Source organism: Pseudomonas sp. KH_027 (assembly GCF_057838565.1).
In genome coordinates this window covers 4,277,156-4,289,114 of sequence record NZ_CM174470.1, presented here as the reverse complement: position 1 = coordinate 4,289,114, position 11,959 = coordinate 4,277,156, and the positions used below count along the sequence as shown (strand labels likewise).

General features: G+C 62.9%; 13 protein-coding genes. 4 read left to right on the top strand and 9 right to left on the bottom strand.

The window, feature by feature from the left end; translation table 11 throughout:
- Positions 1-10: 10 nt before the first annotated feature.
- A complete protein-coding gene (gene crp, locus AC3IYG_RS20140) occupies positions 11-655 on the bottom strand; it encodes a cAMP-activated global transcriptional regulator CRP (RefSeq protein WP_489311248.1) in 645 nt (214 codons plus the stop codon).
- Between the two features lie 233 nt (positions 656-888).
- Here crp and AC3IYG_RS20135 point away from each other — a divergent pair, with 233 nt between their 5' ends.
- The gene (locus AC3IYG_RS20135) at positions 889-1,311 is read left to right on the top strand and encodes an OsmC family protein (RefSeq protein ID WP_489311247.1); all 423 of its coding nucleotides are present in this window, start codon (positions 889-891) and stop codon (positions 1,309-1,311) included.
- A 244-nt stretch (positions 1,312-1,555) separates the two neighbouring features.
- Entirely contained in the window at positions 1,556-2,350 is a 795-nt protein-coding gene (gene speD / locus AC3IYG_RS20130) for an adenosylmethionine decarboxylase (protein WP_489311246.1), read from the top strand.
- A gap of 70 nt (positions 2,351-2,420) precedes the next feature.
- Here speD and coq7 read toward each other — a convergent pair whose 3' ends face one another.
- From coq7 to AC3IYG_RS20115, 3 genes are all read right to left on the bottom strand, one after another.
- Positions 2,421-3,068 carry a 2-polyprenyl-3-methyl-6-methoxy-1,4-benzoquinone monooxygenase gene (coq7, locus tag AC3IYG_RS20125; protein ID WP_489311245.1) on the bottom strand — a complete coding sequence of 216 codons (648 nt, stop codon included), beginning with the start codon at positions 3,066-3,068 and terminating at the stop codon, positions 2,421-2,423.
- A gap of 75 nt (positions 3,069-3,143) precedes the next feature.
- Positions 3,144-3,956: a formylglycine-generating enzyme family protein gene (locus AC3IYG_RS20120; protein WP_489311244.1), complete on the bottom strand. Its 813-nt coding sequence runs from the start codon at positions 3,954-3,956 to the stop codon at positions 3,144-3,146.
- The gene (locus tag AC3IYG_RS20115; protein WP_489311243.1) at positions 3,956-4,294 is read right to left on the bottom strand and encodes a histidine triad nucleotide-binding protein; all 339 of its coding nucleotides are present in this window, start codon (positions 4,292-4,294) and stop codon (positions 3,956-3,958) included. The genes AC3IYG_RS20120 and AC3IYG_RS20115 overlap by 1 nt, the downstream gene beginning before the upstream one ends.
- A 79-nt stretch (positions 4,295-4,373) precedes the next feature.
- Here AC3IYG_RS20115 and AC3IYG_RS20110 point away from each other — a divergent pair, with 79 nt between their 5' ends.
- Positions 4,374-5,855: an AAA family ATPase gene (locus AC3IYG_RS20110; protein ID WP_489311242.1), complete on the top strand. Its 1,482-nt coding sequence runs from the start codon at positions 4,374-4,376 to the stop codon at positions 5,853-5,855.
- Between the two features lie 148 nt (positions 5,856-6,003).
- On the opposite strand, the gene AC3IYG_RS20105 is transcribed toward AC3IYG_RS20110, so the two are convergent.
- The 5 genes from AC3IYG_RS20105 to hemJ all read right to left on the bottom strand — a co-directional run bounded on the left by AC3IYG_RS20105 (position 6,004) and on the right by hemJ (position 10,754).
- Complete coding sequence (locus tag AC3IYG_RS20105; RefSeq protein ID WP_489311241.1) at positions 6,004-6,792, bottom strand: SDR family NAD(P)-dependent oxidoreductase; 789 nt, start codon at positions 6,790-6,792, stop codon at positions 6,004-6,006.
- Between the two features lie 65 nt (positions 6,793-6,857).
- Positions 6,858-7,982: a DUF805 domain-containing protein gene (locus AC3IYG_RS20100; RefSeq protein ID WP_489311240.1), complete on the bottom strand. Its 1,125-nt coding sequence runs from the start codon at positions 7,980-7,982 to the stop codon at positions 6,858-6,860.
- A gap of 87 nt (positions 7,983-8,069) precedes the next feature.
- On the bottom strand, positions 8,070-9,335 hold the full coding sequence (locus tag AC3IYG_RS20095; RefSeq protein ID WP_489311239.1) for an alanine racemase: 1,266 nt from the start codon (positions 9,333-9,335) through the stop codon (positions 8,070-8,072).
- Complete coding sequence (locus AC3IYG_RS20090) at positions 9,332-10,294, bottom strand: NAD(P)H-dependent flavin oxidoreductase (RefSeq protein WP_489311238.1); 963 nt, start codon at positions 10,292-10,294, stop codon at positions 9,332-9,334. Before AC3IYG_RS20090 ends, AC3IYG_RS20095 begins: the two co-directional genes overlap by 4 nt.
- A 34-nt stretch (positions 10,295-10,328) precedes the next feature.
- Complete coding sequence (gene hemJ / locus AC3IYG_RS20085) at positions 10,329-10,754, bottom strand: protoporphyrinogen oxidase HemJ (RefSeq protein ID WP_489311237.1); 426 nt, start codon at positions 10,752-10,754, stop codon at positions 10,329-10,331.
- A 132-nt stretch (positions 10,755-10,886) separates the two neighbouring features.
- On the opposite strand from hemJ, the gene argC reads away from it, so the two are divergent.
- The gene (gene argC / locus AC3IYG_RS20080) at positions 10,887-11,921 is read left to right on the top strand and encodes an N-acetyl-gamma-glutamyl-phosphate reductase (protein ID WP_489311236.1); all 1,035 of its coding nucleotides are present in this window, start codon (positions 10,887-10,889) and stop codon (positions 11,919-11,921) included.
- Positions 11,922-11,959: the final 38 nt, after the last annotated feature.

Genomic DNA, 11,959 nt, shown 5'->3' with positions numbered 1-11,959 from the left:
GCGATTCAGCTCAGCGGGTGCCGAACACCACCATGGTTTTGCCTTTGACGTGGACCAGCCCTTGCTCTTCCAGAGCCTTGAGCACGCGACCGACCATTTCCCGCGAGCAGCCGACGATGCGGCCGATTTCCTGGCGGGTGATCTTGATCTGCATACCGTCCGGATGGGTCATCGCATCGGGTTGCTTGCACAGATCCAGCAGGGTGCGGGCGACGCGCCCGGTGACGTCGAGAAAGGCCAGGTCGCCGACCTTGCGCGTGGTATTGCGTAGACGTTCGGCCATCTGGCTGCCGAGGGCGTAGAGGATGTCCGGGTCTTGCTGGGTCAGTTCGCGAAACTTGGCGTAGCTCAGCTCGGCCACTTCGCATTCGGTCTTCGCCCGTACCCAGGCACTGCGTTCTTTCTCGGCACCGTCTTTTTCGAACAGGCCCATCTCGCCGAAAAAATCCCCGGAGTTGAGGTAGGCGATGATCATTTCGCGGCCATCGTCATCCTCGATCAGGATGGTGACCGAGCCTTTGACGATGAAGAACAGGGTTTCACCGCGATCACCGGCGTAGATGATGGTGCTTTTGGCGGTGTAGCGACGGCGATGACAATGAGCGAGAAGCTTGTCGAGATTTTTGATTTTAGGTGTAAGTGTTATCGCTACCATGCCAAGCCCCGAAAAAATAAATGTAAGCCGTTGTCTAGCAGACGATTTTTTATAAGTTATCCAACCAAGTGTGCCAGTAATCCGACGCCAGCTTAACAGACAGGTATGACCGCTGATCGGTTTTGCGACGTGGCTAACATCTGCGCCATGACTATCAGGCGCTCTGTTGTGACTAAGTCCGTCTATGGCGCTGTGATAAGCTCGCCGTTCTTTTTATCAGTGGAGTCGTGGCAATGAAAGCGCGGATTCAGTGGGCTGGCGAAGCCCTCTTTATTGGTGAGTCGGGCAGCGGCCACGCCGTGGTGATGGATGGCCCGCCGGAGAGCGGCGGACGTAACCTCGGCGTGCGTCCGATGGAGATGCTGCTGATCGGCCTGGGTGGCTGCACCAACTTCGATGTGGTCAGCATCCTGAAGAAATCCCGCCAGCCGGTGGAAAGCTGCGAAGCCTTTCTCGAGGCCGAACGGGCCAGCGAAGAGCCGAAGGTGTTCACCAAGATCCATGTGCATTTCGTGGTCAAGGGCCGCGGCCTGAAAGAGGCGCAGGTGAAGCGTGCGGTCGAGTTGTCGGCAGAGAAGTACTGCTCGGCGTCGATCATGCTCGGCCGTGGCGGCGTGGAGATCACCCATGATTACGAGATCATCGAACTCGGCTGAGTAGCGACTGACGAGCGACATCCGAACATCACAAAAGTGGCGCACACTCTGGCAGCAGGTTGCTGACCTCTGCATAATGGCGCCCCTTTTTCAGAGGCCTGGGGCGATTGCCCAGGCCTCGGCCAGACAACCAAAATCGCCATCGCGAAGAGGTGTTAACCGTCCTACGCAGACGCGTCGTTCGCATCTGACGGGCATGCTCGATCACGCGGCGGTGCCGCATAGCTAAAGAGAGTTACCTACGGTGAAAAGCAAACTCAAGCTCCACGGGTTCAACAACCTGACGAAGACCTTGAGCTTCAACATCTATGACATCTGCTACGCGGAAACGCCGGAAGACCAGCAGGCCTACGTCCAGTACATCAATACCGAGTACGACGCCGAGCGCCTGACGCAGATACTCACCGATGTTGTCGACATTATCGGCGCCAATATCCTCAATATCGCCCGCCAGGATTACGACCCACAAGGTGCCAGCGTGACCATTCTGATCTCCGAGCAGCCGGTCACCCCGACCGACAGCCAGATCGAAGAGTCGCCCGGTCCGCTGCCGGAAACCATTCTGGCGCACCTGGATAAAAGCCATATCACCGTGCATACCTACCCGGAAATCCATCCGGTGGACGGCATCGCGACCTTCCGCGTGGATATCGACGTGTCCACGTGCGGGGTGATCTCACCGCTCAAGGCGCTGAACTACCTGATCCACCAGTTCGACTCGGACATCGTCACGGTCGACTACCGGGTGCGCGGATTCACCCGTGACGTGGAAGGCAAGAAGCACTTCATCGATCACGAGATCAACTCGATCCAGAACTACCTGTCCGATGACACGCAGGCGGCCTATCAAATGACCGACGTCAACGTGTACCAGGAGAACCTGTTCCACACCAAAATGCTGCTCAAGGAGTTCGAGCTGGATAACTATCTGTTCGGCGATGCCACGCAGAATCTCTCCAGCGCGCAACGCGAGCTGGTGACGACGCGGGTCAAGCACGAAATGCTGGAGATCTTCTGCGCGCGCAACATGCCGAGCTGAGTTCTTGCAGCAATAAAAAAGGGCCGCTGATTCAGCGGCCCTTTTTTATTGTCCAGCGCTTGTGCCTGGCTCAGATCCGATAGGTGCTCTTGGTCATGACCTTGGACAGCAGGCTCATGCCGAACTTGACCGGCGCCGGGAAACGAAAGCCGCCGGCTTCGAGGGCGCTGGCGGCGTGTTGCGCTTCATCGCTGAGCATTTGCTCAAGAATGGCACGGGACTTTTCATCTTCGATCGGCAGTTGGGTCAGGTGCTCGTCCAGGTGCTTGCACACCTGGTCTTCGGTTGCGGCGACAAAGCCCAGGCTGACGCGGTCGCTGATCAGCCCGGCGACTGCGCCGACGCCAAAGGACAACCCATAGAACAAGGGGTTGAGCACGCTGGTGTGACTGCCCAACTGGTGGATGCGCTGCTCGCACCAGGCCAGGTGGTCGACTTCCTCATCGGCCGCGTGTTCCATGGCGACGCGCACCTGCGGCAGCTTGGCGGTCAGCGCCTGGCCCTGGTACAGCGCCTGGGCACAGACTTCGCCGGTATGGTTGATGCGCATCAGGCCGGCGACATGCCGGGCGTCTTCGGCATTCAGCTCGACTTCGGGCTGTACCAGGGCCGGTGACGGGCGGTACGGCTGGCCGCTGAAGGGCAGCAGGGTGCGCAGCGCCGCATCGGCTTGCAGCAGCAGGCGGTCGACGGGAGAGTAGTGGCGTTCGGTAGCCATAAAGGCGCCTCCGGAAAAGTCTACGCCGGCAGTTTACTCCAATCCTCCGGAGCGGTCTTGACCGCTATCAAGTGCTCATGGCAGCTCGCGCAGCACCCGAAAGCCCATGGCGTAGTCTTTGTACTGGGGTTGCTTGAGGTCGCGCAGGCTACTGCGTAAATAGGCCGGGCCGCTGTTCCAGGCACCGCCACGGACCACTCGCGGGCTTTGTTCCAGTGCCGTGGCCGTGCGCTGTTCGCTGCCGTCGAAGGGCGTGACGAAGCGCGAGGCCGTCCACTCCCAGACATTCCCGGCGGTGTCGTACAGGCCAAAGGCGTTGGCGGCGAACTGGCCAACCTGGGCGGTCTTGTATTGAATGCTGCGCGGTGCACCGCAGCCACGGCAATGGGCGCGCGGCTGGTTCTCCGGGCTGTCCAACTGTTCGCCCCACCAGTAGTAGTGGGGGCTGCCGGCACGGGCGGCATATTCCCATTCCACTTCGGTGGGCAGGCGGTAGCGCTGGCCGCTGACCTTGGACAGCCACTGGCAGTAGCTCTGGGCGTCGAACCAGGAGACATGGATCACCGGGCGTTGATCGGACAGGCCCCAGCCTTCGTTGTCCGGCAATGGCTTGCCGGTGGCGCGGGCATAGCGCTGCCAGTCGGCGAAGGTCAGCTCGTAGCGGCCGATGGCGAAGGGTTCGGGGATTTCGCTGGGTTGCGTTGGGCGCTCGTTGTAGTTGCCGCGCCCACTGCTGTCGCCAAGCAGGAAGCGCCCCGGCGGGATCACGACCAGTCGCGGGCCTTGGCTGTTGTCGGCAAGGGCATCGCTAAAGGTTTCGCCGGCCTGGTACGCGCAGGCCGGCAGTGATAGCAGGGTGCTCAGTGAGAGGGTTAGAAACCGTCGCATCAGCCCGGCGGCCAGGTCATCTGGCGTTGCCCGAGCACATGCATGTGAATGTGGTAAACGGTTTGTCCGCCTTGCTCGTTGCAGTTCATCACCACGCGAAAACCTTCTTCGCAGCCCTGCTCTTTGGCCAGACGTTGAGCAGTCAGCAGAATATGGCCGACCAGGGTTTTATCCTCTTCCCTCAGTTCGTTGAGGGTGCGGATGTGTTTTTTCGGGATCACTAGGAAATGCACGGGAGCCTGCGGGCCGATATCGTGAAAGGCCAGCACCTGGTCATCCTCATAAAGCTTGCGCGCGGGGATATCCCCGGCGACGATCTTGCAGAACAGACAGTCCACGGACAGCGCTCCGGCTCATGATAAGAAGCCCGAGTTTAACGGCGGGTGCTCAGCCCGGCCAGCCTCAGAAGGATGCGGTGTGAAAAACGATATTCATGATCTGGGCCTGGTGCTCGATTCCAAGGTCAAGTTGGTGGTGATCGAGTCCTGGGACGAGGCGCGGGTGCTGGAGATGCTCACTGGCCTGGCGGTCAAGCGCGGACTTGGCCTCTACACCTGGGCCATTACCGAAGGCATGCAGCGTCTGGGCTTCGGTGCCGGGCCGGATGGCGAGCAGCCGAGCACCGAGGCGGAGGCGGCGCTCAAGCTGATCAAGCACGACCCGCAGCCGAACCTCTACGTGCTTTGCGACCTGCACCCGTTCCTGGTGGATAACCCCAAGCTGGTGCGCCTGCTCAAGGAAATCGCCATGGCCGAGGCGCAGCACAAGCCGACCGTGGTGCTCGTTTCCCATGCGCTGAAATTGCCCGCGGAAGTGCAGCGCTATGCCGCGCGATTCAGCCTGGCATTGCCGGCGGAAGATGAGTTGTTGGCGATCGTGCGTGAGGAAGCGACGCGTTGGAGCGAGCGTAATCGCGGCGCCCGGGTGCGCACCGACAACCGCACGCTACAGCAGGTGGTGAAAAACCTGCGCGGCATGAGCCATGCGGAAGCGCGGGCTCTGGCGCGTGGGGTGATTTGCGACGATGGCGCGATCACCCAGGAAGATTTGCCGGAGTTGAACAAGACCAAGTTCCAGTTGCTCGACCTGGAAGGTGTGCTCAGCTTCGAGTACGACACCGCGCGCTTCGCCGAAGTGGGCGGGCTGAGTAACCTCAAGCGCTGGTTGGCCGAGCGGCAGGAGATATTTCTCGAGGGCAAGGGTGCCGATCTGCCCAAAGGCATGCTGCTGGTGGGTGTGCAGGGCGGCGGTAAAAGCCTGGCGGCGAAAGCGGTGGCCGGGTTGTGGGGTTTGCCGTTGCTGCGCCTGGATTTCGCCTGCCTGTACAACAAGTTCTTCGGTGAGACCGAGCGCAATCTGCGCGAAGCCCTCAAACTGGCGGAGCAGATGGCGCCCTGTGTGTTGTGGATGGATGAAGTGGAGAAGGGCCTGGCCAGCGGCGAGCAGGACGGCGGCGTCAGCCAGCGGGTGCTCGGCACGCTGCTGACCTGGATGGCCGAGCGCAAGGCGCCGGTGTTCATGGTGGCGACCGCGAATGCCATCGACCGGCTGCCGCCGGAGCTGGTGCGCAAGGGGCGCTTCGACGAGCTGTTCTTCGTCGATCTGCCGGATGCCACGGTGCGGGCGGAGATTTTCCGTATCCACCTGACACGCCGCGAACTGGAGCCCGCAGGCTTCGATCTGGCGCAATTGGCCGGGGCCAGCGAAGGGTTTTCCGGGGCGGAAATCGAGCAGGTGGTGGTCAGTGCCTTGTATGCCGGGCAAGCCCGGCAGCAGTCGGTGGATCAGGCGTTGCTGATGCAGAACATTAAAAGCACCGCGCCGCTGTCAGTGATCATGGCTGAGGACCTGCAGGCGCTGCGGGCCTGGGCCAATGGGCGGACGGTGCCCGCCGGTTAAAATCGACGCTGGGTTGCGGATTGCCTTGCTGTAGGGCGGCCTCTGAGCGCAGCCGCAGCCCGCAACGGTCGGTGTTATTGGCGATGGCTCGCCGCCTGCTTTGCGAGTGCGCCTGCGGTGATGCCCGCGTCCCGTTTCTGGCTATTGATCAGTGGTGGGCGAATCGCTTGTTGATCGCCGCCCCAAGCGTGCGCACCAGCCAGCGCGGCGCCAGGCGCGGGCTGAATGCCAGCAGTCGGTTGCGCCAGCCGGGAATGATGATCGCGCGATTCTTTTCCAACGCCTTGACGGTGTAGAGCGCCAGTTCTTCGGCGCCCATCATCAGCTTGCTACCCTCGAGTCTGCTGACATCCATCTGTGCGCCGCGAAAGAAGGCGGTGCGCGTGGGGCCGGGGCAAAGTACCGAAACCCGGATGCCGCGGCTCTTCAACTCCACCCGCAGGCCTTCGGAGAAGTGCAGGACATAGGCCTTGCTGGCGTAGTAGTTGCTCATCCAGGCGCCAGGTTGGAAGGCTACGGTGGAGGCGACGTTGAGGATTTGCCCGCCGCCTTGCTGTGCCATGGCATTGCCCAAGGCATGGCAGAGGCGGCTGAGGGCCAGAATGTTGACCTCGATCAATTGCTGCTCGCGGCCCCAATCCTGATCGAGGAACGAGCCGGATGTGCCGATGCCGGCATTGTTGACCAGCAGGTCGATCTGCCGCTCGCCCTGTTCCAGCTCATGCAGCAGGCCGGTGAGCTGCATCGGCTCACTCAGGTCGCAGACCCGGAATAGCACCTCGACGCCGAAGCGTTGTGTCAGCTCGCAGGCGATGCTTTCCAGGGCGTCACGCTGACGGGCCACCAGAATCAAGCTGCGGCCGCGGCGCGCCAAGGCTTCTGCCAGGGCCAGGCCGATGCCGCTGGAGGCGCCGGTAATCAGGGCGTAACGGGGCATGCGGACTCTCCGTGAGCGAGCCGGCCTGGGGTAGCGCCGGTCGTGTCGGTTGCCAGAACAGGCGCTTACTCTTCGGCGGACTCGCTTGCCGCGCCGGCGGCTGCATCCGCCGCTGCTTCTGCCGGTTCCACTGCGTCGCTGTACTCACTGTAGTCCTCGACGGCGTCGGAGGATGATTCGCTGTAGCTGTCGGGCAGGCCGAGTTCACCGCCCAGCTCGCTGAACAGGCCAAGGCCACCGACAAAAAGTGCGATCAGCAGGGCCGCAATCGGCAGCAACCAGAACGCGGCCAGGACTTTGACGGCCGTGCTGTTCGCCGGTTGCGGCGGGCCGAAGCGGTTGGCGCCGCTACTGCCGGGAACCACCATCAGCAGCAGGGAGAACACGCCGCCGATAATCGGCACGAGGCTGAGCAGCAGGAGCCAGCCCGACCAGCCGATATCGTGCAGACGCTGCACGCTCATCTGTACCGCAACCACCAGCATGCCGATGGTCACGATCGCGACCAGCACGCCACCGATGATCTCGGACATGGCAAAGCCCATGGCGGCGATGGCGAACAGCGCGACAGCGCCCAAGGTCAACACCAGGTACCAGGCCAGATAACGCAGACGACCGATGCGGCCATCGGTGGTGAAGACATTCAGCTCGCCAAACTCCGGCAGTGTTTCGCCAACCTGCGCCTGTGGCGTGGCATAGGGCGAAGCGGTGGGTGCGCTGGCCATGTTGGTCGCCGGTTGTGGCGGGGTACTGGTTTCAGGTTGGGCCGTGGCGATTTCGGCCAGTTGCGCCTGACGGGCCAGGTATTTTTCGATGACGATGCCGCAGGCGCTGCATTCAGCCGACTTGGGCTGCTCGTGGCCGCACTTGGGGCAGCTCATCTGCGTGCTCTGCGCGACGACATCCGATTCGCTGCGGCGGTGGTCATCGGTTTCCACCAGGCTCAGGCTGGCGGCCAGGTCGGGCTGCATGCTGACCTTGGCACCGGCATTCTGGAGTGCCGCCAGGTACTTGCTCGCGTCGTTCTCCGTCAGGTCGCGCTTGAGCGCCACGGCACTACCGGAAAACAACCCGTCGATCTTGGTGCGATCGCTCTTGAACAGACGGGCAAGGTTGTCCTTGACGGTGTCGAGAGGCACCTCGGGCATCAGTTCGCCGGTGAAAACGATCTTGAATCGGGCATCGGTCATGCGGGCTTCCTTGTCAGCGACAGAGATAAGGTCGGGCACAGCGTAATAGGCGCGCAGGCCGCGATACAAGCTGCCTGCAGCAGAAATTCAACCCATGGTGTGCGGCAGCCAACGCCCGACCAGGCGATTGTGCCGTAACAGACGCAGTTCGCTGAAATCGTCGAGCAGGCCTTCTGTCAGTTGCGGGCGCAGAAATACCCAGTCGTCGACCGCCAGATCGGTCCCTGTCGAACCGATCAGCCGTTCCTGATTGGCGCTGCGACCGTATAAGGCATCGTAACTCAGCCCGGCTGGCGATACCGGCTCGGCCGGCCAGCGCCCGCCGTATACGTAGTAGGCGCGCTGACGGTTGCGGTTCCAGCGTTGCAGGGCGCCCTGCGCGCCAGCCAGGTAAGGCAGCGCGCCATTCTGTACTTTCAGCACCGGTGTGGCGATCCACAGCGCGGGTTGGTAGGCGGCCAGCAGGTCGCTGTCGAACTCGCTGGGTTTGAGCAGTGCCGAGCCGACGGCGACCTCATTCAGTGGCGTATCGCCCCCGGCATGCAAGGCATAGGTCAGACTACCTGCCCCGTTGAGCAGCGGCTGCGCCGGCCAGAGGCTGGTGAAGCGCTGTGCGGCGGCAACAAAGCGGCGATAGCGCGCATTGCTCTCGGCGAATGCCCGCTCGCGGCCAAGCCAGAAGGGGGCGTGGGCGACCTGCGCGTCATACCCCATCAAGCCGCGCAGTTGCAGCGGCGCCTGGCTGTCGCGCAGCCAGCTCAAGGCCTGGCCCAGGGCGGACGGATCGGCAAAACCGCCACGGGCCAGGCCGACGTCGATCTCCAGGGCAATTTGCAGCGGCTGTTTGAGCGCGCGCGCCAGCTCGGCGTATTCGCTCAGGCGCAAGGGGCTGTCGATTAACCAGGTCACTTGGCGAGCGGGGTCGAAGCCTGATTGGGGCGCCAGCTGTTGATAGAAGGCCAGTGCCGCGCGGCTGGGCAGGGGTTTGCCCAGCAGCAGGTCGGCATCGGGGAACGTCCGCGCCAGTTGGTTCAGTTGGGGTTGGTGGAAGACCATGAAGCGCTGGGTAGCGAGCTTGTGTGCAAGGTATTCGAGCAGGCCGTCGGCGGCCAATGATTTGGCCACCAGGCGCAGGGGTAACTTACTGCCCAGGCGTCGGGCGAGCAGTTCGGCGTTGCTGTCCAGCCGCTCCAGGTCGACGATCAGCAAGGGCCGGCCGCCGCCTTCGAGTTTGAGCTGGCTGTTCAGCTGGGCGAAGTAATGGTCGTAGGGCCGGCCATTATCGTTTGGCCGCACCGCCCACAGCCCCAGCAAACCCAGCGCTCCGAGGCCGAGCAGACGGCGACGGTTCATCGCGGCCAGCGTTGGCCAAGTTGGGAGGCGCGCGCCTGGGCGGCGCGGTATTCGGCGTCGAGCCTGCTCACCAGCTCCGCCACGCTTGGCAGGTCGCGGATATTGCCGACTCCCTGGCCGGCCGACCACACGGTTTTCCAGGCCTTGGCTTCGTCGCTGATCGGTTTGAGTTTCTCGCCGTAGTTGACCTCGCCCTTGTCCTGCAGGCGCGCCAGGTCATAGCCGCCCTGTTCCAGGCTCTGGCGCATGAAGCTGGCCGGCACCCCGGAAACGGCCGGGGTGTGCACGATGTCGGCGGCTTTGGCGTCGAGGATCATCTGCTTGTAGGCCTGTGGGGCGTCATTTTCCTGGGTGGCGATAAAGCGCGTACCGAGGTAAGCCAGGTCGGCGCCGAGCAGCTGTGCGGCGAGGATTTCGTGGCCATGATTGAGGCAGCCGGCCAGCAGCAGGGTCTTGTCGAAGAACTGGCGGATCTCGGCGATCAGCGCGAACGGGCTCCAGGTGCCGGCGTGTCCGCCGGCGCCGGCAGCCACGGCGATCAACCCGTCGACACCGGCTTCGGCGGCCTTCTCGGCATGCCGGCGGGTGGTGACGTCATGGAAGACCAGGCCGCCGTAGCTGTGCACGGCATCGACGAGTTCCTTTACCGCGCCGAGGCTGGTGATCACGATCGGGACTTGCTGTTCGACGCAGATGGCCAGGTCGGCCTGTAGGCGCGGGTTGCTTTGATGGACGATGAGGTTCACCGCATAGGGCGCCGAGTCCGCCTGCAGCCCGGCCTTGATCTCTTCCAGCCAGCCTTCGAAGCCGCTGCTCTCGCGTTGGTTCAGCGCCGGAAAGCTGCCGACTATGCCGCTCTGGCAGCAGGCGAGGACCAATTGCGGGTTGGAGACCAGAAACATCGGCGCGGCGACCACCGGCAAACGCAGGCGTTGGTCGAGCAGGGCAGGCAGGGACATGGTCTTACCTCATGCGATTGTTGAGTGGGCAGGATCAGAACGGCCGCACGACCACCAGAATCACGATGGCGAGCAGCAACAGGACCGGGGCTTCATTGAACCAGCGATAGAACACATGGCTGCGGTTCTGCTCGCCGCGCGCGAAGCGTTTGAGCATGGCGCCGCAGACGTGGTGATAACCGATCAGCAGCAGCACCAGGCTCAGCTTGGCATGCAGCCAGCCCTGGCTCAGCAAGCCGGGGTTGAGCGCCAGCAACCAGATACCGAAGGCGAGGGTGGCAAGCATCGATGGCTGCATGATGCCGCGGTAGAGCTTGCGCTCCATCACGCAGAAGCGCTCGCGGCTGATGCTGTCCTCGCTCATGGCGTGGTAGACGAACAAGCGTGGCAAATAGAACAAGGCGGCGAACCAGCAGACCATGGCGATGATGTGCAGGGCCTTAATCCATAGATAGAGCATCTGGAGTTTCCAAACAGAACGTGGCTCGATAGTAGTGGCTGTTATGCCCGTACGTCACCATGACGGTTGGCCCATGGCCGATGCGGCCTTATCATCGGCAGCTTTCCAGTGGCTTTTTGCAGGGGGCAAGTGATGGTCAAGGTCGGTATCGTCGGCGGCACGGGCTACACCGGGGTCGAGTTGCTGCGTCTGTTGGCTCAGCATCCGCAGGCTGAGGTGGTGGTGATTACCTCCCGTTCCGAGGCCGGGATGAAGGTCGATGAGATGTACCCGAACCTGCGCGGCCACTACGATTCGCTGGCCTTCAGCGTGCCGGACACGCAAACCCTGGCGGCCTGCGATGTGGTGTTTTTCGCCACCCCCCATGGCGTCGCCCATGCGCTGGCGGGCGAGTTGCTGGCCGCCGGCACCAAGGTGATTGACCTGTCCGCTGACTTCCGCCTGCAGGATGCCGATGAGTGGGCGCAGTGGTACGGTCAGCCGCACGGCGCGCCCGAGTTGCTCAAGGAAGCGGTCTACGGCCTGCCGGAGGTGAATCGCGAGCAGATCAAGCAGGCGCGCCTGATCGCCGTGCCCGGCTGCTACCCGACTGCGACCCAGTTGGGTTTCCTGCCGTTGCTGGAGGCCGGCCTGGCTGATGCCTCGCGCCTGATTGCCGACTGCAAGTCCGGTATCAGTGGCGCCGGCCGGGGCGCAAGCGTGGGGTCGCTGTACAGTGAAACGTCCGAGAGCTTCAAGGCTTATGCGGTCAAAGGCCACCGGCACTTGCCGGAGATCCGCCAGGGCCTGCGTCGCGCCGCCGGCGGTGAAGTCGGCCTGACCTTTGTCCCACACCTGACGCCCATGATTCGCGGCATCCATTCCACGCTCTATGCGACTGTGGCGGACAGGTCGGTGGATCTGCAGGCGCTGTTCGAGCAGCGTTATGCCGATGAGCCTTTCGTCGATGTGATGCCGGCCGGCAGCCATCCGGAGACCCGCAGCGTGCGCGGCGCCAACGTCTGCCGGATTGCCCTGCATCGGCCGCAGGGCGGCGATCTGGTGGTGGTGCTGTCGGTGATCGACAACCTGGTCAAGGGGGCATCCGGCCAGGCCGTGCAGAACATGAACATCCTGTTCGGGCTGGATGAGCGTCTCGGTCTGTCCCACGCCGCCTTGCTGCCCTGAGGCGGGCCGCATAGGTACTACCTGCGGCGTGGCCCGAC

Excerpts from the sequence above, each read along its gene's own strand:
- crp (WP_489311248.1), bottom strand. The coding sequence starts at position 655 with ATGGTAGCGATAACACTTACACCTAAAATCAAAAATCTCGACAAGCTT.
- hemJ (WP_489311237.1), bottom strand. The coding sequence starts at position 10,754 with ATGCTCTATCTATGGATTAAGGCCCTGCACATCATCGCCATGGTCTGC.
- coq7 (WP_489311245.1), bottom strand. The coding sequence starts at position 3,068 with ATGGCTACCGAACGCCACTACTCTCCCGTCGACCGCCTGCTGCTGCAA.
- AC3IYG_RS20120 (WP_489311244.1), bottom strand. The coding sequence starts at position 3,956 with ATGCGACGGTTTCTAACCCTCTCACTGAGCACCCTGCTATCACTGCCG.
- AC3IYG_RS20100 (WP_489311240.1), bottom strand. The coding sequence starts at position 7,982 with ATGACCGATGCCCGATTCAAGATCGTTTTCACCGGCGAACTGATGCCC.
- AC3IYG_RS20135 (WP_489311247.1), top strand. The coding sequence starts at position 889 with ATGAAAGCGCGGATTCAGTGGGCTGGCGAAGCCCTCTTTATTGGTGAG.
- AC3IYG_RS20095 (WP_489311239.1), bottom strand. The coding sequence starts at position 9,335 with ATGAACCGTCGCCGTCTGCTCGGCCTCGGAGCGCTGGGTTTGCTGGGG.
- argC (WP_489311236.1), top strand. The coding sequence starts at position 10,887 with ATGGTCAAGGTCGGTATCGTCGGCGGCACGGGCTACACCGGGGTCGAG.
- AC3IYG_RS20105 (WP_489311241.1), bottom strand. The coding sequence starts at position 6,792 with ATGCCCCGTTACGCCCTGATTACCGGCGCCTCCAGCGGCATCGGCCTG.
- AC3IYG_RS20090 (WP_489311238.1), bottom strand. The coding sequence starts at position 10,294 with ATGTCCCTGCCTGCCCTGCTCGACCAACGCCTGCGTTTGCCGGTGGTC.